This is a genomic window from Agrobacterium sp. CMT1 (assembly GCF_037203725.1).
Lineage (GTDB): Bacteria > Pseudomonadota > Alphaproteobacteria > Rhizobiales > Rhizobiaceae > Agrobacterium > Agrobacterium pusense.
Genome location: NZ_JBBCAR010000014.1, coordinates 190,987 through 213,406, shown reverse-complemented (window position 1 = coordinate 213,406; position 22,420 = coordinate 190,987). Strand labels below are relative to the sequence as shown.

Annotated in this window: 22 protein-coding genes; 15 read left to right on the top strand and 7 right to left on the bottom strand. The window is 60.8% G+C overall.

Features of this window, described 5'->3' with window-relative positions:
- Positions 1-89: 89 nt before the first annotated feature.
- Complete coding sequence (locus tag WA845_RS17265; RefSeq protein WP_004444725.1) at positions 90-266, bottom strand: hypothetical protein; 177 nt, start codon at positions 264-266, stop codon at positions 90-92.
- Between the two features lie 224 nt (positions 267-490).
- On the opposite strand from WA845_RS17265, the gene WA845_RS17260 reads away from it, so the two are divergent.
- The gene (locus WA845_RS17260; protein WP_200892985.1) at positions 491-1,384 is read left to right on the top strand and encodes a helix-turn-helix domain-containing protein; all 894 of its coding nucleotides are present in this window, start codon (positions 491-493) and stop codon (positions 1,382-1,384) included.
- 132 nt (positions 1,385-1,516) lie between these two features.
- Here WA845_RS17260 and WA845_RS17255 read toward each other — a convergent pair whose 3' ends face one another.
- On the bottom strand, positions 1,517-3,637 hold the full coding sequence (locus WA845_RS17255; protein WP_045533908.1) for a TonB-dependent siderophore receptor: 2,121 nt from the start codon (positions 3,635-3,637) through the stop codon (positions 1,517-1,519).
- A gap of 221 nt (positions 3,638-3,858) precedes the next feature.
- Here WA845_RS17255 and WA845_RS17250 point away from each other — a divergent pair, with 221 nt between their 5' ends.
- From WA845_RS17250 to WA845_RS17225, 6 genes are all read left to right on the top strand, one after another.
- Positions 3,859-4,866, top strand: coding sequence for an iron-siderophore ABC transporter substrate-binding protein (locus WA845_RS17250; protein WP_337322473.1), 1,008 nt, complete (start codon positions 3,859-3,861; stop codon positions 4,864-4,866).
- Positions 4,867-4,868: 2 nt separating this feature from the next.
- Positions 4,869-5,906, top strand: a complete 1,038-nt coding sequence (locus WA845_RS17245) for a FecCD family ABC transporter permease (RefSeq protein ID WP_438860900.1) — start codon at positions 4,869-4,871, stop codon at positions 5,904-5,906.
- Between the two features lie 2 nt (positions 5,907-5,908).
- The gene (locus WA845_RS17240; protein ID WP_337322472.1) at positions 5,909-6,943 is read left to right on the top strand and encodes a FecCD family ABC transporter permease; all 1,035 of its coding nucleotides are present in this window, start codon (positions 5,909-5,911) and stop codon (positions 6,941-6,943) included.
- Complete coding sequence (locus WA845_RS17235; RefSeq protein ID WP_172873836.1) at positions 6,940-7,746, top strand: ABC transporter ATP-binding protein; 807 nt, start codon at positions 6,940-6,942, stop codon at positions 7,744-7,746. The genes WA845_RS17240 and WA845_RS17235 overlap by 4 nt, the downstream gene beginning before the upstream one ends.
- Before the next feature lie 77 nt (positions 7,747-7,823).
- Positions 7,824-8,105: a type II toxin-antitoxin system RelE/ParE family toxin gene (locus tag WA845_RS17230; protein WP_045533913.1), complete on the top strand. Its 282-nt coding sequence runs from the start codon at positions 7,824-7,826 to the stop codon at positions 8,103-8,105.
- Positions 8,106-8,160: 55 nt separating this feature from the next.
- On the top strand, positions 8,161-8,460 hold the full coding sequence (locus tag WA845_RS17225; RefSeq protein WP_004444714.1) for a HigA family addiction module antitoxin: 300 nt from the start codon (positions 8,161-8,163) through the stop codon (positions 8,458-8,460).
- Between the two features lie 19 nt (positions 8,461-8,479).
- Here WA845_RS17225 and WA845_RS17220 read toward each other — a convergent pair whose 3' ends face one another.
- Positions 8,480-9,352 (bottom strand): helix-turn-helix transcriptional regulator, encoded by an 873-nt coding sequence (locus tag WA845_RS17220; protein WP_112552771.1) that lies wholly within the window; start codon positions 9,350-9,352, stop codon positions 8,480-8,482.
- A 132-nt stretch (positions 9,353-9,484) separates the two neighbouring features.
- On the opposite strand from WA845_RS17220, the gene WA845_RS17215 reads away from it, so the two are divergent.
- The 6 genes from WA845_RS17215 (at position 9,485) to WA845_RS17190 (ending at position 15,454) form a co-directional block, all read left to right on the top strand.
- A complete protein-coding gene (locus tag WA845_RS17215; RefSeq protein ID WP_112635987.1) occupies positions 9,485-10,699 on the top strand; it encodes an amino acid ABC transporter substrate-binding protein in 1,215 nt (404 codons plus the stop codon).
- A 69-nt stretch (positions 10,700-10,768) separates the two neighbouring features.
- Positions 10,769-11,641 carry a branched-chain amino acid ABC transporter permease gene (locus tag WA845_RS17210; RefSeq protein ID WP_108081412.1) on the top strand — a complete coding sequence of 291 codons (873 nt, stop codon included), beginning with the start codon at positions 10,769-10,771 and terminating at the stop codon, positions 11,639-11,641.
- Complete coding sequence (locus tag WA845_RS17205; protein ID WP_112635934.1) at positions 11,638-12,546, top strand: branched-chain amino acid ABC transporter permease; 909 nt, start codon at positions 11,638-11,640, stop codon at positions 12,544-12,546. The genes WA845_RS17210 and WA845_RS17205 overlap by 4 nt, the downstream gene beginning before the upstream one ends.
- The gene (locus tag WA845_RS17200; protein WP_337322471.1) at positions 12,543-13,271 is read left to right on the top strand and encodes an ABC transporter ATP-binding protein; all 729 of its coding nucleotides are present in this window, start codon (positions 12,543-12,545) and stop codon (positions 13,269-13,271) included. Before WA845_RS17205 ends, WA845_RS17200 begins: the two co-directional genes overlap by 4 nt.
- Positions 13,264-13,986, top strand: coding sequence for an ABC transporter ATP-binding protein (locus WA845_RS17195; RefSeq protein ID WP_174150457.1), 723 nt, complete (start codon positions 13,264-13,266; stop codon positions 13,984-13,986). The genes WA845_RS17200 and WA845_RS17195 overlap by 8 nt, the downstream gene beginning before the upstream one ends.
- Before the next feature lie 16 nt (positions 13,987-14,002).
- Complete coding sequence (locus WA845_RS17190; RefSeq protein WP_174150456.1) at positions 14,003-15,454, top strand: aldehyde dehydrogenase; 1,452 nt, start codon at positions 14,003-14,005, stop codon at positions 15,452-15,454.
- A gap of 29 nt (positions 15,455-15,483) precedes the next feature.
- Here WA845_RS17190 and WA845_RS17185 read toward each other — a convergent pair whose 3' ends face one another.
- Positions 15,484-16,380, bottom strand: coding sequence for a choline sulfate utilization transcriptional regulator (locus WA845_RS17185; RefSeq protein ID WP_004444701.1), 897 nt, complete (start codon positions 16,378-16,380; stop codon positions 15,484-15,486).
- Between the two features lie 94 nt (positions 16,381-16,474).
- Here WA845_RS17185 and choX point away from each other — a divergent pair, with 94 nt between their 5' ends.
- A complete protein-coding gene (choX, locus tag WA845_RS17180) occupies positions 16,475-17,428 on the top strand; it encodes a choline ABC transporter substrate-binding protein (RefSeq protein WP_004444697.1) in 954 nt (317 codons plus the stop codon).
- A gap of 14 nt (positions 17,429-17,442) precedes the next feature.
- On the top strand, positions 17,443-18,957 hold the full coding sequence (gene betC, locus WA845_RS17175; RefSeq protein ID WP_174150455.1) for a choline-sulfatase: 1,515 nt from the start codon (positions 17,443-17,445) through the stop codon (positions 18,955-18,957).
- 15 nt (positions 18,958-18,972) lie between these two features.
- Here betC and WA845_RS17170 read toward each other — a convergent pair whose 3' ends face one another.
- The 3 genes from WA845_RS17170 to argH are packed head-to-tail and all read right to left on the bottom strand — an operon-like array spanning position 18,973 to position 22,417.
- Positions 18,973-19,866 carry a carbohydrate kinase family protein gene (locus WA845_RS17170; RefSeq protein WP_112766400.1) on the bottom strand — a complete coding sequence of 298 codons (894 nt, stop codon included), beginning with the start codon at positions 19,864-19,866 and terminating at the stop codon, positions 18,973-18,975.
- Positions 19,863-20,903 carry an ABC transporter ATP-binding protein gene (locus tag WA845_RS17165; RefSeq protein WP_006697291.1) on the bottom strand — a complete coding sequence of 347 codons (1,041 nt, stop codon included), beginning with the start codon at positions 20,901-20,903 and terminating at the stop codon, positions 19,863-19,865. The genes WA845_RS17170 and WA845_RS17165 overlap by 4 nt, the downstream gene beginning before the upstream one ends.
- Complete coding sequence (gene argH, locus WA845_RS17160; protein ID WP_125270690.1) at positions 20,903-22,417, bottom strand: argininosuccinate lyase; 1,515 nt, start codon at positions 22,415-22,417, stop codon at positions 20,903-20,905. The genes WA845_RS17165 and argH overlap by 1 nt, the downstream gene beginning before the upstream one ends.
- Positions 22,418-22,420: the final 3 nt, after the last annotated feature.

Below are 22,420 nucleotides of genomic sequence, written 5' to 3'. Positions count from 1 at the left end.
ATCGGGGAGGCGCTTTTGTTTTCGGCTTCTCGTAGATCGGCTAGGCGCTCTCACACGCGTTGCGCAAATGTGCTGGACGCGGCGGCGGCTCACCGACGGTCGGAAGACGGTACAGGACGCTCCGGGGATGATTTCTCCGCCCCTTGCGACGGGGTTCTGCCGCTCTTTTCATTCTCGTGGGCATCCGGTCCGGCGACGATGACGCCGCGACCCTGTTCCTCGCGCTTCTTCTCTGCGAAGTCGCCGGGTTCCTTGTTGCGGTCCATGAATAATCTCCCTCGTTAGGTTGCTGCCAGGAATTCAACGGTCGTCCCGGGCAGAGGTTCCAGCCTTTTCGCGGGGGAGAATGTTTCTATTCATAATGATCTTTGCTATTAACATGAATAGATAAGTCATGTTATGGCGGCGTGCAGGGTGATTGCCACGATTGCCCTGGGCCACGTTTGTTTCCACGCCTCGGCCTCGGCTCGACAACCGGACGGTAATTGCATTGGGTTTCTGGCATTCCATGACCTGGTACACGGAAGGGATCAGCGTCACCGCGCCGGTCAAGTGGCGCCAGTTCGACGGGCTGGTCAGCGCTTTCTGGGAGGCGGAGAGCCAAGTGGGGGCGAAAGGGTATTATCTCGCCGCCGATCCGCGCATCATGATTTTCTTCAACGACGTCTCGTCACGGATCCGCATATCAAATCGCGACGGCGAGCTTTCGCAACATTCGCGGCCGATGACGAGGGCGGTTTACGTGCCGGCAGGCGTGCCCATGTGGACGGGCAGCAACGCCACGCATCGTTTTTCCCATCTCAACCTGCATATCCACAAGGACCGGCTTCTGCGCTTCCTGTCCCCGGCGGTCGGCGGTTCGGCGGCCATGACCGCGTTACGCCGTCCGGTCGAGATACAGGATATCGGCGGAGTGGAAACCCTGGCGGGCCTGCTGGTGGATGAACTGGCCGAGCCGCAGAAACATCCGCTTTATGCCGAAAGCCTCGTCGGCAGTATTGTTGCCGGCTTGCTGGATATTCCCGGACCAACGCCCGAGCAGGCAAATGGCAGGCTGACGCAGGCGCAGATGAACCGGTTACTCGCCCGCGTGGAAAAGCGCGGTGATGACCGCATGACGGTCGCCGAGATGGCCGATATTGTCGGGCTGTCGGAAAGCTGGTTCGCCACGGTGTTTCGCCAGACAACCGGCAAAACGCCTCTGCAATGGCAACTTGAGCGGCGTATCGATGCCGCACAGAAACTTCTGCTGGAAGGCGATCTGACGGTGGCCGATATTGCTGCCCAGCTGGGTTTTTCCGATCAGGCTCATCTCACCAAGGCTTTCCGTCAGTCCGTGGGTAACACGCCTGCTGCCTGGCGACGTCTGCACAGGCTGCTTTGAAAAGGCGGGATTTGCGTCCTGATGCGTAGGCCGTGGTGGGCGACCGCCTGTTTGAATCTCGGGCAAGCCAGAGCATGACATCGTGCATCAGGAAATATCCACAATATATTGAAGTATTGTGGATATCTTACATCACCATGTCTTGCGCAGGGTAACCGAAAACGCCCTGCCTGGATTGTAGAAGTCTGCTCCGAACCCGCCATAAGAAACGTGTTTTTCGTTAAAAAGGTTGGAGACATTGACATCCAGCGAGGCGGTTTCCTGGATCTTGTAGCTGAATGCCGCATCCACGGTCACACTGCTTCCGGTTTCGACCTTGTTGGCGTTGTCGAAATAATAGGCGCCGGTATAGCGGCCGCCGAGACCGAACGTCATGTCACCGAAATGGTCGTTGCCCGCAAGCGTATAGTTGACCCATAGTGAGGCCTGATGTTCGGGCACAAACTGCGGCCTGTTGCCGACATTGCCGCCAGTGCCGTTTTCGGTGATTTCCGCATCGAGATAGGAATAGGCTGCCGTCAGGCTGAGACTGTCTGTGACCTCAGCCTTGGCCTCGAGGTCAAGACCACGCACACGCACCTCGCCGATCGTTGTGGGCAGGCTGGTGATCGGGCTTGTGACGGTGATGTTGTTCTTTTTCAGATCGTAGATCGAGGCGGTGAAGAGAGCCGGGAAAGCGTCCGGACGGTACTTTACGCCGAGTTCGATCTGTTCGCCGCGCTCCGGCTCGACGGTGAGACCGGACGCGGGCACTACCGATTCAGCATAGCTGATATAGGGCGCGATCTCGTTGGTTATCTTGTAGGACACACCAATGCGCTTCGTGAGTTCGCTGATGTCGCCGCTCGCCGTCGTGCGGTTCAGCCGGTTTGTCTGGTCGGTGTCGATCCAATCGTTTCTAAGGCCGGCGCTGATGGTGAGCCTGTCGAAGAAGGTCAGGTCCTGCTGCAGATAGAGCGCTCTTGTCTTCTGGTCCGTCAGGGAGTCCGCATAGAGCGGCACGGAAGAGGGCGCGCCGGTATAGATCGGGTTCATCCAGTTGATGCTCGGTGCAGCGCCAAAGTAGCTTTTGCTGCCGGAGGTGTAGTCATTATAGAAAACACCGACCAGGCTGCGGCTTTCGACGTTGTCGAACCGCGTGTCATATTGCAGGCGCGTGTCGATCAGGAAGTTTTCGGTCTCGGTGTCGTTGCCGAAATAGGAACGATTGGCGATGGTCGAACCGTTGGTCGGCGTCGACGATATATAGGCATAACCGAAGTCCGTATTCGCCTTGCTGTAGCGGGCGTTGGAACTCAGCGTCAGGCCGGATCCGAAATCGTGATCGAACATCACGCTCAGCGAGTTGCGGTTCGTGCCACGATAGTTGTAGTCGGGTTCTCCGAAGAAGCGGCTCCGGTCGAAATGCGAGCCGACGGGATGGCCGCCGCCACCGGGAACGCCATCCTTGTTAAGGTGGTCGTAAACGACAGTCAGGCTGGTGGCGTCGGTCGGACGCCAGGTAAGACCGCCCATGAAGAATTTCTCGTCGTCGCGGGAATAGTCATATTCCGCATCGGCGTTGCGAAGCTTGCCGGTCAGACGATAGGACAGAGTGTCGTCCCCGGTGATGTTGTCGCCGAAATCGAAGCCGGTCTCGGCGCGGCCATAAGAACCGCCGGTCACATAGGCTTCGCCGAAGCGCGCATGTTTCGGCACTTTTGTGGAGTAATTTACCGAACCGCCGGGGTCCGAAACGCCGAAGGTGGTAGAATTGCCGCCCTTTATCACTTCGACGCGCTCATAGGCATAGGTTTCTTCGCGCAGCGCGCCGAAGGGGCGGCCGAGCGTCAAGCCGTCGCGGTACATGTAAGCGTCGAAACCGCGAATCTTGAAATAGTCGAAACGGTCGTCGGAGCCGTAAAAATCCGTGGTGACGCCAGCGGTGTATTGCAGTGCTTCTTCTACCGTCTGCACGCCGCGCTGCTGCATTTCCTTGGCGGTGATGACAGATACAGAGGCAGGTGTGTCGAGAATATCGGTCGCCATCTTGCTGCCGCTCGTCGTGCGGGTGGCGACGATCGATTTCTGATCATTGTCGCCGCTGTCGATGGTGATGGTCTCCAGAACCGTGCTGCCGCCCGTGTTGGCAGCCTCCTGCGCCACGAGAAGGCCGGGCATGGATGCGGCAAGCGCCGTGCAGGTCAGCAGGGCCGCTTTCCCGTGGAGACGTCGCGCGGTTTTGCGGTTTCTGCCTTGGATTTCGATATTCATTGGTAGGTTCCAGAAATTAATGCCCCGATCGCCGTTTTCACGGACCACTCTCAATGCGCCCAATAACTTGAGAAAGTTTGTCCGGTATTGTAGATTTTTGCGGTTTTGTACAAAACCCCGGAAATTTCACCGCTGTTGCGGAACCATTTCCTCACCGGACTTGACGGGGGCAATTGAAGCTGAGAATTCAAGTCCACTTTTGAACTTTGAAAGCCTCGCTCATGCCCCGCCTGTTTTGTGGTCTTCTACCGGTCTTCGTGTTTTTTCTGTCCGTGATCGCACAGAATACAGCTGTGGCGGAGGAGACGGCACCCTATCCCGTCACCATCAAACATGCTTTCGGCACGACGACGATTGCGAAGAAGCCCGAGCGGGTCGCCACTGTCGCCTGGGCCAACCATGAGGTGCCGCTGGCGCTCGGCATCGTGCCCGTCGGCTTTGCCGCCGCCAACTTCGGCGATGATGACGGCGACGGGCTGCTGCCCTGGGTGGCAAAGCGGCTAGCCGAGCTCGACGCGCCAAAGCCTGTGCTGTTCGATGAGGGTGACGGCATCGATTTCGAGGCTGTGGCGGCAACGCAACCGGATGTCATCCTCGCGGCCTATTCCGGCCTCAGCCAGTCCGACTACGACACGCTCAGCCAGATCGCGCCGGTGGTCGCTTATCCTGTCTCGCCATGGGCAACGGACTGGCGCGACATGATCCGGCTGAATAGCGCCGGTCTTGGAATGGCCGCAGAAGGGGAGGCGCTCATCAAGCGCATCGAGGGTGAAATAGCCGAGGTCGTTGCCGGCCACCCGCAACTGAAGGGCAAGTCGGCCATGTTTGTCACCCATCTCGACGCCACCAATCTCAGCGTTGTCAATTTCTATACGGCCAATGATACCAGAGTGAAGTTCTTCAAAGATCTTGGCCTTGCGTCCCCCAAAAGCGTTGTGGAGGCAACGAGGCCTGGGCAATTCGCTGCCGGTATCAGCGCCGAGCGCGTCGATGCCTTCGACGATGTCGATATCATCGTGACCTATGGTAGCGAGCCGCTGCTGAATGCCATGCGCGCTGATCCGCTTCTCGCCCGGATGCCTGCCGTCTCAAACGATGCTGTCGTTATGCTGGGGCGCGATCCGCTCGGCACGGCTTCTAATCCAACGCCCCTGTCGATTTCATGGGTGTTGAAGGACTATGCCGATCTTCTGGCAAGGGCCGCCGGCAAGTCCGGGAAATCACAGTGACAATGTCCGGATCCGGCAAAGCGGCTGCCGTGCTTTTGGCCGGGCGCTCGAACCGCGTGCGGATGGCGTGGCTTGGCGCGGTGCTGGCGCTTCTCGGGCTGCTATGTGCGTTGTCGGTTGCCATCGGCACGCGTGAGGTCTCATTTGCGGATATTCTTGGTGGGGTGAGTGGCCGTGTCGAAACGGTTGCAGAAGCGGCGGTTGCTGTGCGCCTGCCGCGCACCGTGCTTGCGCTTATAGCGGGTGCCGCGCTGGGGCTGGCCGGCGCGATCATGCAGGGGGTCACACGCAATCCGCTTGCTGATCCCGGTATTCTCGGCGTGAACATGGGGGCGTCGCTTGCCGTTGTCATCGGTATCGTCTGGTTCGGCATCGCCTCGGCTCAGGCCTTCATCGTCACGGCAATTGCCGGGGCGGGCGCATCCGCGATCTTCGTTTATGTTGTCGGTTCGCTTGGGCGAGGTGGTGCCACGCCGCTGAAACTCGCACTTGCGGGTGCCGCCACCTCCGTCGCCTTCTCGTCGCTCGTCATCGCCGTGGTGTTGCCGCGCAGCGATATCGCCGGCGGCGTCCGCGCCTGGCAGATCGGTGGTGTCGGCGGGGCGACCTTCGAACGTATCGAGACCGTATTGCCCTTTCTGGCTGCCGGTTTCGTCATAAGCCTGCTTTCGGCGCGGAAGTTGAATTCACTGGCGCTTGGCGACGAGCTGGCCGCCGGCCTTGGAGAAAACGTTGCCGTCGCCAGAGCCATGGCATCCTTCGGCGCCATTCTTCTGTGCGGCGCTGCCACCGCCATTTGCGGCCCGATCGGTTTTGTCGGTCTGGTGGTGCCTCACCTCTGCCGCTCGCTGGTCGGGGTGGACAATCGCTGGCTTCTTCCGTTCTCAGCGCTTGGAGGCGCCTGCCTGCTGCTGGCCGCCGATATTGTCGGCCGCATCGTCGCGCGGCCCTCCGAACTCGATGTCGGTATCGTCACGGCGCTGGTCGGCGCGCCGTTTTTCATCTGGATCGTCAGACGGCAGAGGGTGCGTGAGCTGTGAGCATGTTTCCGTCAGTCGTCGAAACGCTGGGTTTCAACCGCCATCTTCGGCAAGGCCGGCGCCGTGTCGTCATCTTTTGCCTGCTGACGCTTCTCGTCGCGGCTTTTGGGCTTACGCTGACGCTCGGCCAATCATTCACCCCGCCCGGTCAGGTGATCCGCGTGCTCCTTGGCGAGGACATCGCCGGCGTCAGCTTTACCGTCGGACAATTGCGCCTGCCACGCGCGCTGCTCTCGGTGCTGGCGGGGCTGAGCTTCGGGCTTGGCGGCGTCGCCTTTCAGATCATGTTACGCAACCCGCTTGCCAGCCCCGACATTATCGGCATCAGCTCCGGCGCCAGCGCCGCCGCCGTCTTTGCCATCGTCGTATTGCAGATGAACGGACCGCTGGTCTCGGTTGTCGCCGTCGTCGCCGGCCTTGGCATCGCCCTACTGGTCTATCTCCTCTCCTTCCGCAACGGCGTGGCCGGAACGCGTCTGATCCTTGTCGGCATCGGTGTTTCCGCCATGCTGGAAAGCATCATCGCCTATATTCTCTCCGTCGCGCCAGCCTGGACATTGCAGGAGGCGATGCGCTGGCTGACCGGCAGTGTCAATGGCGCCAAACTTGCCCAGACACTGCCGCTTGCCATCGCGCTGGTTTTCTTCGGCGGCCTGCTTCTCAGCCGTGCACGGGATCTCGAGACGCTCAGGCTTGGTGATGATGCCGCCGCGGCACTCGGCGTTCGGGTCGGGGCGACACGCATCATCGTCATCGTCGCAGCCGTTGGCATGATCGCCTTTGCTACGGCCGTCTCGGGGCCGATCGCCTTCGTTGCGTTCCTGTCCGGACCAATTGCAGCGCGTATCGTCGGCAGCAATGGATCGCTGCTCCTTCCCGCCGCACTGGTCGGGGCGGTGCTGGTGCTGGCGGGTGACTATTGCGGCCAGTTCCTGCTGCCCGGCCGTTACCCGGTCGGCGTCGTCACCGGTGCGCTCGGTGCGCCCTATCTGATTTATCTGATCGTGCGGGTCAACCGCAGCGGAGGCTCGTTATGACCGGCCACTCTCTTTCCGTAAGCGGCCTCTCGGCCGGCTATGGCGACAGCCTCATCATAGAAGAGCTGGACCTCACCGTCCCGCGCGGGAAGATCACGGTTATCGTCGGCGCGAATGCCTGCGGCAAGTCCACTCTGCTACGCAGCATGTCGCGGCTCATCACACCGCGCGCCGGTCAGGTCCTGCTTGACGGCAAGTCGATCCATCGCCTGCCTTCCCGGGAACTGGCTCAGCGGATGGGTCTCCTGCCGCAATCGCCGATAGCGCCTGAAGGTATCGTGGTTGCGGATCTCGTCAGCCGCGGGCGACATCCGCATCACGGCCTGTTCGCACGCTGGACACGTGAGGATGACGAAGCGGTTGCCGCAGCACTCGTCGCCACCGACACGGTCGAGCTTGCCGAACGGCCGGTGGATGAATTGTCGGGCGGTCAGCGGCAACGCGTGTGGATCGCCATGGCGCTTGCCCAGCAGACCGACATATTGCTCTTGGATGAGCCGACCACCTTCCTCGATATCAGCCATCAGGTCGAGGTGCTGGACCTTCTCACAGACCTCAACCAGTCGCGTGGGACCACCATCGTCATGGTGTTGCACGATCTCAATCTCGCAGCCCGTTATGCCGATCATCTCGTCGCCATGAGGGGCGGAAAGCTGCATGTCTTCGGCACGCCGGAAGGCGTTTTGACGGAAGAGAATGTCCGCCACGTTTTTGGTATTGAAAGCCGTGTCATCACGGATCCGACATCGGGCAAGCCGATGATGCTGCCGATCGGGCGGCATCGGACCGTCCAGGGGAAATAATAACGTATCTCTTTAAGATACGGTTCTGTTGACTTCTGCGCGTATCTGTTTATGATACGAACATCAAGAGGCAGGCAATGATCCGTTCTTTTAAAAACAAGCTGACTGCTTCGATTGACGACGGATCTGTGAAGAAGGGATTTCCCTCCGATATGCTACGCCGCGCCCAGCAACTGCTCACGGTCCTGGATGCGGCGACCACGGTAGAAGACCTTCGCTCACCGCCCGGCAATCGTTTGGAAAAGCTTTCCGGCGACCGTGAGGGACAATATTCGATCCGGATCAACAAGCAGTGGCGTATCTGCTTCGTCTGGACGCAAGCAGGGCCGGAGAACGTGGAAATAACCGACTATCACTAGTCTGGAATTCTCGTGGAAAGGCTCATGACAAATCGGCCAAGGAGGGCCAGCGAGCATGACAATCAGTAAATCGCCTCCGATCCATCCGGGCGAAATCCTGCGGGAACTCTATCTTGAGCCGCTGGGGATGTCGGCATACGCGCTCGCAAGGCACCTCAATGTTCCGCGCACCCGCATAGAACGGATTGCGGGAGAGAAACTTGGTATCACCGCGGACACCGCCTTGCGTCTGGCAAAGTTTTTCAAGACCACCCCGGAATATTGGCTGAACTTGCAGAACGCTTTTGACATTAAGGCGGCTGCAGCGAGGCTGGAAACGGACCTTGCGAATATCAAGGAACTGGAAGCCGCGTAGTTGTCAGCCTCCTGTCCCGTCACGGCCAGGCCGCATAGGATGGCGGCGGCATGTTCTGCTTCTGCCTTGCCGTTCTTCTGAAACGGCCAGGAGAGGTCCCCTCGTTGCGGGTGAAGAAGCGATTGAAATAACCGGGGTCCTGAAACCCCAGTCGAAACGCGATTTCAGCAACTTGCAGCGAAGAGTTCAGAAGAAGGTCGCGCGCATCTGACATGAGTTCCCGGTGGATATAGGCCTGTGGCGAAAGCCCCGTGGCCTTGCGGACCGCAAATCCCAGTCGCTCGCGGGTAACGCCGAGATGGTGTGCATAATCTTCCACGGCCCATTGATCGTGCTTGTGCTGGCTCACCAGAAGGACGAAACGTTCGGTGAGGCCGCCCGGGGTGGAGACGGCGGCAGCAACATCGGCGATGGCGTGCTGGCAGATGCGGACAAGGGTGACGCAGAGCAGGCTGGCGATGATCGTGTCGGAACCGGTCGCTGCGCGGACATTTTCGCTCGCGATTGTCTGGAGATAAGCCTCCAGTTCCTTTTGGCCCTGTTCTTCGGGTGTCTGTACCAGAATACGCTGCAGTATCGCGCGTACGGCGTTTGCGCTCGTGCCCGTCGGCATCGCGTGAGCCAGCCCGATTTCGGTGGTCGTCAACAGCGATCCGCGGCTTCCGGCGCTCAGTCTCACGCGGCCGGCCGGGCCTATGGGCAGCCAGATGAGTCCCGGCGAAGGGACATCCAGCCTCTTATCGCCCTGCGTGATCTCCGCTTCCCCGACAGAAAGCAAAAGCAGGTGGGCGCTGTCTGCTTCCAGCCGGAATTCCGATACGCGCAGCGAGGAGGCGAAGGTACGTGCCGTGATCTCCACGCGATTGGCGGCAAACTGGCTGTGCAGCGGCATTCAACCTCCAAAAGTGCAATAATGCACTACGTTAGTGCATTTTATATGCAACTGTCATTGCTAAACTTCGATCAGCGCGTGGGGAGTCTTGAGGAGAAGGGCTGCCCGATCGAGCGCTTTGGGAGGAACATCATGAACAATTTGAAGCGCAGAACACTGTTCTGCCTGCTCTCCGGTGCTGCCCTGTCTGCAGTGTCTTTCAGTCATGCCACTGCGCAGGACCGCACTTCCGTAAAGATTGGCTATGCCGTGTCAAAAAGCGGCGCCAATGCCACCGGCGCGGGTATCACGACCATTCCGAACTACAAATTATGGGTAAAGGAAGTCAACGATGCCGGCGGCCTCACTTTGCCAGATGGCAAGCGCTTGCCAGTTGACGTGGTCGAATATGACGACCGTTCCTCGGCCGAGGACGCGGTGCGGTTCACCGAGCGGCTGGCCAGCCAGGACAAGGTGGATTTCATCCTGCCGCCCTGGGGCACGGGGTTTAATCTGGCGGTTGCGCCGCTTTATGACCGTTTCGGTTATCCGCAGCTCGCGGTCACCGGCGTCACCGACAAGGCGCCCGATTTCGCCGCGCGCTGGAAGAAGAGCTTCTGGATGCTGGGCGGCGGGCACGACTACGCCGTTGCACTGGCCGATGTTTTGAAAGCCGCCCGCGAAGCAGGCCAGATCAATGACAAGGTGGCAGTGATATCTGTCGCGGACGGTTTCGGCATCGATCTCATCAAGGCCGCGCGACCCGCGCTGAAGGAAGCAGGTTTTACGCTTGCTTATGACAAGACCTATCCGGTCGGCACCTCGGATTTTGCCGCGCTTGTGAACGAGGCCGCGGCAAGCGGTGCCGACAGCTTCATCGCCTTTTCCTATCCGCCGGACAGTTTCGCGGTAACGAAGCAGGCGCAGACCTCACGATATAATCCGAAGGTGTTCTACGTCGGTGTCGGCGGTGCTTTCCCGATTTTCCCGAAGGTTTCCGATGGCAAGCAGGAAGGTGTCATCAGCATCGGCGGCGTCGATGGAAGCAGCGACAGGATCGAGGATTATTTCAAGCGTCACGAAGCCTTCATCGGCACCAAGCCGGACAGCTGGGCAAGCGCCATCACCTATGCGAGCCTCGAAATGCTGGCCCAGTCAATCCAGCGTGTCGGGCTCGACAGGGCAGCGGTGGCGGGCGAGCTTTCGACGGGAAGCTTCGACACCGTTATCGGCCCGGTCAAACTTGAAGACAACCAGCTTCGTCAGCTGTGGTGGGCGGGGCAATGGCAGGGCGAGCGTTTCGTCGCGATTGCGCCTGCGGAACGTCCAGGTGCGGCCAAGCCCGTTGTCCCGAAGCCGCAATGGTAAGCCCTTTCCGGCCGGGGCCGTGAACCCGGCCGGAAGGCTTCGGCCATGTTCCAGACTGGAGACATTTCCTTGTTCTTATCCACCCTCATCTTCGGCTTGATGCTGGGAGGGACCTATGCGCTGATCGCGCTTGGACTTTCGCTGCAATATGGCATCGCCCGCATCATGAACCTCGCTTATGGCGAAGTGCTGATCGCGGCTGCCTTCATCACCTTCGTTCTGTTTTCCGGTTACGGGCTTTCGCCGCTCTGGTCGCTTTTCATCATCGTACCGCTCGGTTACGGCCTTTCTTTCGCGATCTACCGCGTCATGATGCGGCCGCTGGTGCGCCGTTCGGGCGGCTCTGGCCGTCTGGAAGTCGATTCCATTCTGGCAACCTTCGGACTGCTCTTCGTTATCCAGGGCATCATGCTCGTGGCGTTCGGCGGCAACTACCATTCCTATTCCTATCTCTCCGATGGCGTCGACATCTTCGGCACGACCGTGGCGCTCAACCGGCTGCTGTCCTTCGGCCTGTCGGTTGTGATCGGCAGCGGGCTTTATCTGGCGCTCACCCACAGCCGCTGGGGTCTTAACCTGCGGGCAGTGGCGCTGTCGCCCCGTTCCGCGCCGCTGGTCGGCATCGATGTGAACCGTGTGGCTTCCCTTGGCTTTGCTCTCGGTGGCGCACTCGCCGTGGCGGGCGGGGTGATGATCTCGATGTACCAGACCTTCTCCGCTTCCTATGGCGTGGTCTTCACCATGAAGGCGCTTGTCGTCGTCATCATGGGCGGTGTCGGCAATCTGCTCGGCGCGCTGGTCGCCGGGCTGCTGCTCGGTCTCGTGGAAACCTTTGTGCTGGTTTATGTCGATCCCGGCCTCACACTTGCCGCCACCTACCTGCTCTTTCTCATGGTCCTGCTTTGGCGTCCGGAAGGCATCTTCGCAAGGAGGGGCAAATGATTCCGCTTCTGATCGGCCTCGCCTCAGCCGCGCTGCTGGCGCTTTCCCCCTTCTTCTTCGATGCCTATGGTGTCGGCGTCATCATCGGCCTTCTCGGTTATGCCACGCTTGCTTCCGCCTGGGCCATGTTCTCCGGTCCGACCCGCTATATATCGCTCGCCACCGTCGCCTTTTTCGGTGTCGGGGCCTATACGGTCGCGGTGCTGAGCGAGGTCTTGCCCTGGCCGCTCGTCCTCCTGTGCTCCGCCCTTGTCGGCGCGGCGCTTGCCTTCGTCGTCGGGCTTTCCACGCTGCGCGTTGCCGGCATTTATTTCGTGATCTTTTCTTTCGGCCTTGCCGAACTCATCCGACAGCTCATCACCTGGTATGAAGTGAATGTGACCGGAACGCTCGGGCGCTATATCTTCCTGCCGCTGGAGCCGCAGCATGTCCTCTGGCAATTGCTGGTGCTGGCCGCCGTTACTCTTGTCCTGTCGTCGCTCATCGACCGCAGAAAGCTCGGCCTGGCGCTGAAGGCAATCGGCGATGATGAGGTGGTGGCCGCCCACGCAGGAATTAATCTTGCCCGCACCAAGCTGGCGCTCTTCGTGCTGTCCGCCACGATCATCACGCTGGTCGGCGCCATTCAGGCCCCGCGCTGGGTCTATATCGAGCCGGCCATCGTGTTTAATCCGCAGGTATCGTTCCTCACCGTCATCATGGCCCTGCTCGGCGGAGCCACGCGCCGCTGGGGACCCATTCTCGGTGCAGTGCCGCTTTTCCTGCTGTTCGAATGGCTGGGCGCGAACTTCCCCAACCATTTTTCCATCATCCTCGGCGCTCTCTTCATCCTCATCGTCTTCGTGCTGCCGGATGGCGTGCTGGCGGCGCTGGAGAAGTTGCGCAAAAAGGAGAAAGCCGCATGAGCGCCGTTCTCGAAATCACCAATATCCGCAAGACCTTCGGCGGGCTGAAGGCGGTGGATGGCCTTGGTCTCACCATCGAGGCCGGCGAGGTCGTCGGGCTGCTCGGGCCGAACGGCTCCGGCAAGACGACGCTAATGAATCTGATCTCCGGAGCGCTGAAGCCGACCGAAGGGTCGATCCGGCTGAAAGGGCAGGAGATTGCCGGCCGGCGGCCGGATGCGATTGCGCGCGCCGGCGTGGCGCGCACCTTCCAGCTCGTGCGGCTTTTGCCGTCGCTTTCCCTGCTCGAAAACGTTGCCGTATCGGCCATGTTCGGCCCGCAGCGGTTGTCCCGCCCAGCGGCGGAGAAGGTCGCGCGCGCCTGCCTCGAAAGAATAGGCCTTGCCGGGCGGGAAACCATGCCGGCCGGCGACCTCACCTACATCGATCAGAAACGCCTTGAACTGGCGCGTGCGCTGGCTGGCGAGCCGAAGCTTCTGTTGTTGGATGAATGGCTCGCCGGCCTCAACCCCACCGAACTTCAGGAAGGAATAGCGCTGATCCGGCGGCTGGCATCGCAGGGAACGACGATCCTGCTGGTGGAACAGATCATGGCCGCCGTGCGCGCGCTTTGCCCGCGCTCCGTGGTCATGGCCGCCGGCTGCAAGATCGCCGACGGGCCGACGGCAGCGGTGCTTGACGATCCGCAGGTCATTTCCGCCTATCTGGGAGCGGCACATGCTTGAAATAGATGCACTGACAATCCGCTATGGCAAACATCTCGCGGTTGACGGCATATCGCTCAATGTTGCCAAGGGCGAAACCGTGGTGCTGCTCGGCGCCAATGGTGCGGGCAAGTCGTCGCTGCTGAAAGCCGTCGGCGGCATGGTTGTGCCGGCGTCCGGCGAAGTGCGCGTCGACGGTGCGTCGCTTGCCGCTGTCCCTCCTCATGGGATCGTGGACCGCGGCGTGGCGCTGGTGCCAGAAGGACGCGGAATTTTCCCGGCGCTGACGGTGGAGGATAATCTTCGCCTCGGCGCTAATCCCCGCCATGCCCGTTCAGCAGAGAAAGTGACACGGGAGCATATTTTCTCGCTGTTTCCGCGTCTCGCCGAACGCCGGCAGCAGCTTGCTGGCACCATGTCCGGCGGCGAACAGCAGATGGTCGCCATCGGGCGGGCGCTGATGTCGGCACCGGATTATCTCTTGCTGGACGAGCCGAGCCTGGGTCTTGCGCCCATCGTCACGCAGGAACTTTTTGCCGCCCTGGCCGAGATCAAGAAAAGCGGCCTTTCCCTTCTGCTCGTGGAGCAGAATGTGCGCGAAAGCCTGGCGCTGGCCGACCGGGGTTATTTGCTGGAAGCGGGGCGTATCGTCGGGGCAGGTTCAGCTGAGGCCCTCTCCGCCGATGCCGCCGTGCAACGGGCGTTTCTCGGCGGCACCACCGCCGCCATTGTCTGAATTCAGGAGGAAGACCATGCAGACTGTCAATCTTTTCATCGGTGGCGACCATTGCCCGGCCGCGAGCGGAAAGCGCTTCGAGCGTCACAATCCGATCACCGGCGACGTTGCGACCAGCGCGGCGGCGGCAACGGTGGAGGACGCTACCCGTGCGGCCGATGCTGCCGCTGCCGCCTTTCCCGTCTGGTCGGCCACATCGCCCGGCGAGCGCCGCCGCCTGCTGCTGGCGGCGGCTCAGGCGCTACTCGCCGCCGGGCCTGACATTACCCAGGCGATGAAGGAAGAAATCGGCGCGACCGATGCCTGGGCTGGTTTCAATGTAAAGCTCGCAAGCGATATGCTGGTGGAGGCCGCAAGCCTGACCACCCAGATCAAGGGCGAGATCATTCCCTCCAACCGTCCCGGCACCATGGCGATGGCGCTGCGCCAGCCGGCAGGCGTTGTGCTGTCCATCGCCCCTTGGAATGCTCCCGTCATTCTCGGCGTACGTTCCATCGCCACGCCGCTCGCCTGCGGCAATACGGTGGTGATGAAAACCTCGGAACTTTGCCCGCGTACCCATGCGCTGATCATCGAGGCGGTCTCATCGGCAGGTCTGCCGAAGGGCGTGCTCAACGCCGTCTCCAATGCGCCGGAAGATGCGGCAAAGATCGTCGATACGCTGATCGCGCACCCCGCCGTCAGACGGGTGAATTTCACCGGCTCGACCCGCGTTGGCCGTGTGATTGCCGAAACGGCCGGCCGTTACCTGAAACCCGCTCTGCTGGAGCTGGGCGGCAAGGCGCCGTTCATCGTGCTTGACGATGCCGATATCGATGCGGCGGTCGCGGCTGCCGCTTTCGGCGCCTACATGAACCAGGGCCAGATCTGCATGTCGACAGAGCGCATCATCGTGCTTGACAGCGTTGCCGATACATTCGTTCAGGCCTTCGCCAAAAAAGCGTCCAACCTCACGGCCGGGGACCCACGCGAGGGAAAAACACCGCTCGGCTCACTGGTCAGCGCCGAAGCGACGTCACGCATAAGGGCGCTGGTGGACGACGCCGTGTCCAAAGGCGCAAAGCTGGTCGCGGGTGGTGGCGGCACCGGCACCATGCTCGATGCCATCGCCATCGATGGCGTCACTCCCGCCATGCGGCTTTATTCCGAGGAGAGTTTCGGTCCGGTCGTTTCCATCATCAGGGCCGGCAGCGTCGATGAGGCGGTAAGCATCGCCAATGAAACAGAGTTTGGTCTTTCCGCCGCGATTTTCGGCAGGGACCAGGCGCGGGCGCTTGCCATTGCCGCGCGGATCGAAAGCGGCATATGCCACATCAACGGGCCGACTGTTCACGATGAGGCGCAGATGCCCTTCGGCGGGGTCAAGGCCTCCGGTTACGGCCGCTTCGGCGGCACGGCGGGCATTGCGGAATTCACCGAATTACGCTGGGTCACGCTGCAGGACGGGCCGCTGCATTATCCGATCTGAACCGGACGCCGGGGGCGGCTGCGGCGGCCTCACCGCCGCTCGTCAATCAGCCAGCCGGTGAGTTTTCTCACCGCGCTGTCGCTGCTTTTCGGCCGCATCAACCAGTAGCCGCGCCCCGGTGCATCGAGGCTAGGGCCTGCCGTGACCAGTACGCCAGCCTCGAGCAGTGGATCGACGAGCCCGGCCCAGCCGAGCGCAAAGCCCTGTTCTCCGATGGTCGCCTGAACCACCATGGTGTAATTGTTGAAGCTGATGTCGCCGCCGTCGTTTTCGGGGCCTCTCTGAACGCCGAAATGCTTGAAATAGGAAGGCCAGTCGAACCAGTGCGCTGATGAGGTATTTTCGAGGTGGATGAGTTTCCGCCGCGAAAAATCAGCAACGCCTGCGGGCGCTGGCGTTGCTGCCAGAAACGCAGGTGAACAGACCGGCGTGACTTTTTCCGAAAGCAGCAGTACGGCCCCGTCACCCGCCTCCTGCCGGGTGCCGAAAATGATCATCACGTCGCTGTCATGCTTGCCCTGACCCAACGGGTCCTGCGTGGCAACGATCTGGATGTTGATGTCAGGGTTGAGCGCTCGAAATCCGTGCATCCGCGGAATGAGCCACAATGACGAAAAGGCATAGTCCGTATGCAGGCGGATGGTCTGGCGTTCCTCCGTCCGCCGAAGCTGCTGCGCGAGGAGATCAATGGCATCGACATTACGGGAGACGATCTCGAACAGCCTTTGTCCCTCTGCCGTCAGATCGATGCCGCGATGTTTGCGGCGGATGAGCGCCACCCCAAGCTCCTCTTCGAGCCTGCGCATCTGATAGCTGACGGCAGGCTGGGTGAGCCGCAGGGAGCCCGCCGCCGCCGTCAAGCTGCCCTGGCGGGCAACCTCGGTAAAGATGCGCATCCATCCGAGATCGAGCGGCCGGTCTGACATTAAATTTCCTTATATCACTTATCGAAAAATACCCGCTTCACAGGCAAAAACAATGTGGTGTTCAATAAACTGGACTAATACAAGGGGAGCCGCAATGAAAACCGTTTCTCATCTGCACCGCATCGCCGCCGGCCTGTTCCTGTCCGTGGCTGCCTTCTCCACCCCGCTTCAGGCGGCCGATGACGCGTCCTGCAAGCTGGTACGTCTAAGCGATCCCGGCTGGACGGATATTACCGCAACCAACGGCGTCGCCTCGGTACTGCTCGATGCATTGGGTTATGAAGCCGACGTCAAGACGCTTTCCGTGCCCATCGGCTATCAGGCGATGAAGAACGGCGAAATTGACGTTTTCCTCGGGAACTGGATGCCGGCGCAGAAATCCTTCGTAGATGACCTCAATTCGGCGAAAGCTGCCGAGGTCTTGACGAAGAATCTCGAGGGCGCCAAGTTCACGCTGGCGGTGCCGTCCTATATGGCGGAGAAGGGCGTGAAGGATTTTGCCGATCTCGCCAAACATGCCGATGAATTCGAGAGCAAGATTTACGGCATCGAGCCCGGCGCACCCGCCAACCAGAATATCCAGAAGATCATAGACGCCAATGATTTCGGCCTTAAAGGCTGGCAGCTCGTCGAATCCGGTGAGCAGGCCATGCTGGCGCAGGTGGAACGGGCGGGCCGGGATAAGAAGGCCGTGGTCTTCCTTGCCTGGGCGCCGCATCCGATGAACGAGAAGATCGATATCGCCTATCTCTCCGGCGGTGACGCCTATTTCGGCCCGAATTTCGGCGGCGCAGAGGTTTATACGCTTGCCCGCACCGGCTGGCCGGAAAAATGCCCCAACGCGGCGGCGCTCTTCAAAAACCTGAAGTTCGATATCGGCATGGAAAATGCCCTCATGGGTTCGATTCTCGGCGGAGAGGATTCCAAAGCCGCGGCAGCGGCCTGGGTGAAGGCCAACCCCAAAGCGCTGGATGGCTGGCTGCAGGGCGTTACCACGCTGGATGGAAAACCGGGTGCGGATGCCGTTAAGGGCAAGCTTGGTCTCTGAGCCGGAAAGTGGAAATGCCGCGTTCCAATATCCTCATTCTGATGGTCGACCAGTTCAACGGGACGTTGTTTCCCGATGGACCGGCCGATTTTCTCCATGCACCGCATCTGAAAGCCTTGGCGGAGCGGTCTGTACGCTTCGCCAATACCTATACGGCCAGCCCGCTTTGTGCGCCGGCCCGCGCCTCCCTAATGTCCGGGCAATTGCCAAGCCGGACGCGGGTTTACGACAATGCCGCCGAGTTCGCCTCCGACATTCCGACCTATGCGCACCATCTGCGGGCAGCCGGTTATTACACCGGTCTCTCAGGCAAGATGCATTTCGTCGGGCCTGACCAGCTGCACGGCTTCGAAGAGCGTCTGACGACCGACATCTATCCCGCGGATTTTGGCTGGACGCCCGATTATACCAAGCCGGGCGAGCGGATCGACTGGTGGTATCACAATCTGGGTTCGGTGACGGGTGCAGGGGTTGCCGAAATCACCAACCAGATGGAGTATGACGACGAGGTAGCCTACCACGCCACCCGCAAGCTCTATGACCTGTCTCGTCGGCTCGATGACCGGCCGTGGTGTCTGACGGTCAGCTTCACCCATCCGCACGATCCCTATGTGGCGCGGCGGAAATTCTGGGATCTCTATGAGGATTGCCCGGCGCTCGATCCGCAGTCGGAGGCCATTGCTTTCGATCAGCAGGACCCGCATTCGAAACGGTTGCTGGAAGCCTGTGACCACAATGCCTTCGATATTTCGCCGGAGCAGATACGCCGGGCACGCCGCGGTTACTTCGCCAACGTCTCCTATATCGACGAGAAGATCGGCGAAATCCTTGGCGTCCTGAAGGCGACGCGGATGGAGGAGGACACCATCGTCCTCTTCCTTTCAGACCATGGCGATATGTTGGGTGAGCGCGGCCTGTGGTTCAAGATGTGCTTCTTCGAGGGCTCGGCCCGCGTACCGCTGATGATCGCCGCGCCGGGCTGGCAGCCGGCATTGATCGATACGCCGGCCTCGACACTGGATGTGACGCCGACGCTGTGCGGTCTGGCAGGGCTTGATATCACCTCGCTTAAACGCTGGACGGATGGCGAGGATCTGGCGCCGTTGGCTGCTGGCACCGGCGGGCGCGGCCCGGTGCCGATGGAATATGCGGCCGAAGGCTCGATCTCGCCGCTCGTCGCCATCAGGGACGGTCGGTACAAATTGTCCGTCTGTGAGGCCGATCCGCCGCTGCTTTACGATCTGGACGCCGATCCCGAAGAGCGCACCAATCTCGCTGGCGATCCCGCTTTCAGCGACGTGCTCTCGTTGCTTTCCGCCGAAATTGGCCGGCGGTGGCAGTTGCCGGTGTTCGACGCCGCCGTTCGCGAAAGTCAGGCGCGGCGCTGGGTGGTCTACAAGGCGCTGCGCAACGGCGCCTATTACCCGTGGGACTACCAACCCTTGCAGAAGGCTTCGGAACGCTACATGCGTAACCACATGGACCTCAACGTGCTGGAAGAAAACCAGCGTTTTCCGCGCGGCGAGTGAGGCGGGCAAGGTGCCTCAAGCGGTGGTCGACACCCTCGGAGCGCCGCCCGCCGCCTGCACGGCAAGACTGCCCGCGGCAACCCCGGCTGTGAGGCATTGCTGTTCGTCCCTGCCTTGAAGCCAGGCATCAAGAAAACCGGCATTAAAGGCGTCGCCGGCGCCGGTCGTATCGATCACGGGTACTTCCTGGGCTGCCAGATGCTGCAAGCCCCTTCGACAAGATACCCAAGCGCCCTGCGCGCCGCCTTTCAGCGCCACGACGGGAAAGGCCTCTGACAGGGCGTGGGTGGCTCTTTCCGGGTCAGAATGCCCCGTGATTGCTCCCGCCTCTTCAAGATTGGGCAAAAACACGTCGACACCGGCACAGGCCTTCAGCAGCCCCTTGTCGTAGATCAGCGAAGCATCCCAGCTTGGATCGAGCGATACTGACAATCCGCTTGCCTTGGCGCGTGAAACCAGATCAGGCATCTCATGCAGCGTGGCGAACTCGGCGATGTGCAGATGCCGGGCGTTATCCCACGCGAAGGCGGCATCGAGCGTCGAGGGACGGGCGGCGCCGGCACGGCGCGTCAAAAATGCCCGGTCCTGGCCAACCACCGTCGCCACCGTCACCTGCGGTCCGGCATCTGCTGCATGTTCCAGAAACCGCAGGTCGACGCCGCTTTGCGCCATTTTCTCACCGATGTCGCGCGAAAATGTATCGGTGCCGAGCCTTGCGAGCAGAGCAACCGGGCGTCCGACGTGGGCAAAATGGGCGGCGGCAATGAAGGCTCCGCCGCCGGGGGCGATTTCCATGTCTCGGGCAAACAGTTCCCGGCCGAGCACTGGCAGTTCATTAAGACCGGTGAAAATGAGGTCACAATAGATCCGGCCGACGCTGATGACGGCAGTTTTTTCCGTTGTCATCATGCGCGGCCCAGAAGCTTTTCCGTCTTGGCGTCGAAAAGATAAAGCGAACCTCGCGCCGCCTGGCATTGCAGCCTGCCGCCGACGGCCGGAATGGTTTTGCTTCTCGCCGTGGCGATTACCGAACTGGTGTCGGTGTCCAGATGGACAAGCGTCTCCGGCCCGAGCGGCTCGACTGCCGTTACCGTTCCTTCCAGGGTAAACGTCCCCTGAGCGGACCCAGACTCCCCAACAAGCAGATCATGCGGCCGGACGCCGATCAGAAGCTCACCCGTGGCGGACGGCGCGACGCTGTCGCCGGCTCTGGTTCCGCGCAGCAGGTTCATCGAGGGGCTGCCGATGAAGCGTGCGGTAAAGATATCGACGGGTGTTTCATAAAGTTCCGTTGGCGTGCCGACCTGCAGGATGTGGCCGTCCTTCATGACGACGATCCTGTCGGCCATGGTCATGGCTTCCACCTGATCGTGGGTGACGTAAACGGTTGTCGTCTTAAGACGCTGATGCAAGCGCTTGATTTCAATACGCATCTGTGCGCGCAGCTGGGCGTCTAGGTTAGACAGTGGCTCATCGAACAGGAAGGCGGCGGGATCGCGCACCATGGCGCGGCCGATGGCGACACGCTGCCGCTGGCCGCCTGACAGGGCCGCCGGCCGCCGGTCGAGCAGGGCCTCCAGACCGAGCACCCGGCCGGCCTCCTCGATGCGGCGGTTCTTTTCCTCGCGGTCAAGCTTCGAGGTGTAGAGGCCAAAGCCGATGTTCTGGCGAACCGTCATATGCGGATAGATCGCATAGTTCTGGAAGACCATCGCGATGTTTCGCTGTTTCGGTTCCTTCTCATTGACGATGTCGCCGCCGATCTTCAGCGCTCCGTCGGAGATTTCTTCCAGCCCGGCGATCATTCTGAGGGTGGTGGATTTGCCGCAGCCGGACGGGCCGACAAAAACGACGAATTCGCCGTCTTCAATGGCAAGATCGATGCCCTTGACCGCCTCGACCTTGCCGTAGCGCTTCACGAGTTTATTGAGTTCGATTGTCGCCATCATCGGGCTCCCGTCAGGGCGGTGAATTTCTCTGTGAGTTCCGCGGCCTTTGCCGCTTCGTGATCGGCGGATCGCCGTGCTTCCGCCTCGAATGCAGCAAGCGTGTTGCGATAGGTGGCAATCGCCTCCCGCATCGGCTCGGGCGCAGGGCCGCCGAAACGGCTGCGTACGGCAACGAAGTGCTCGGGCGAGACGATCTGCATGAATTTTTCCTCATCGATCCCGGTTTGCCGCCCTGTCAGCTCATGGAACGCCTTGAGGAACGGCTGGTAACCGTCGTTCGGCAGATCGCCTTTCAGCGCGACGACGCTCTTGGCAACAGTCGCGGCAATCTCATGGGCCTGGCGGAAAGACAGGTCTTCGATGCGGACAAGCGAATCCGCCAGTTCCGTGATGGTGATACACGACCGGCGGATGTTCTGGTCGACCCTTTCGGGATCGATGCTGATCTGGCCAACGAGGCTGGCAAGAAGATCGAGAACCCGGCCCGCAGAGGCGAAGGCCTCATAACCCATGCCCTGCGTTTCGCCCTCACTGTCATTCATGTCGGTGAAGGGCGTATTATGCATCACATCCAGCACCGTGCGCGCCCGCCCGAATGTCTGGCTGGCGAGGTGGCGCAGATGTTCAATCGGCACCGGGTTTCGCTTCTGCGGCATGATCGAGGAAATCTGCACCAGCGCATTCGGCACGTAGATCTGGCCAACCTCGAAACTCGTCCAGAACTGGAAATCCTGGATGAGCCGTCCGAGATGCAGGAACATCAGCTCGATCGCGCCATAGGTCGCGGTCGTGTAATCCACGGCGGCGATGCAGGAATAGGAATTGCGTAAGGGTGCAGCAAAACCCAGCAATTCGGCGACCCGCGCCCGATCGATGGGAAAGCCCGAGGTGGTGATGGCGGCAGCGCCCATCGGCGAAAGATCGACGATGCGGCGCGCCTCTGCAAAACGTTCGATATCCCGGATCAGCACCTCGATCGCGGCGGAAAGGTAGTGGCCGAAGGTGGTGGGCTGGGCCGGCTGCCCATGGGTGTAAGCCACGATCAGCGTGGCTTGATTGCGTTCGGCGGCATCGATCAGCGCTTTCAGCAGGACACGCGCCTTGACGGTGAGCGTGTCGATCTTTTCCTTGAGGCCGATCTTGAACAGCGTGTGATCGATATCGTTGCGCGAACGGGCCGTGTGCAGGCGGCCGGCGACATCGACGCCGATGCGGGCTTTCAGCTCTTTTTCGATCAGGAAGAAGAAATCCTCGACTTCGCCGGTATAAACAAGCTCCGCGGGTTCGATGGTTTTGTCGATGTCTTCGAGTGCGCCGGCGATCTTGGCCGCCGTCTCGGCATCGAGAATGCCGGTCTCGCGCAGCATGACAAGGTGGGCGCGGTCTATGCGGCGGAACCCATCTACGTGGTGGTTCTTGGCGCCGTCGAAAAGCGGGCGCAGCACGGTTTCCTTGTAGACAGGGTCGGGAAACTTGCTGGTATCCGACTGGCGCGGGTTGATATCGGCCATGAT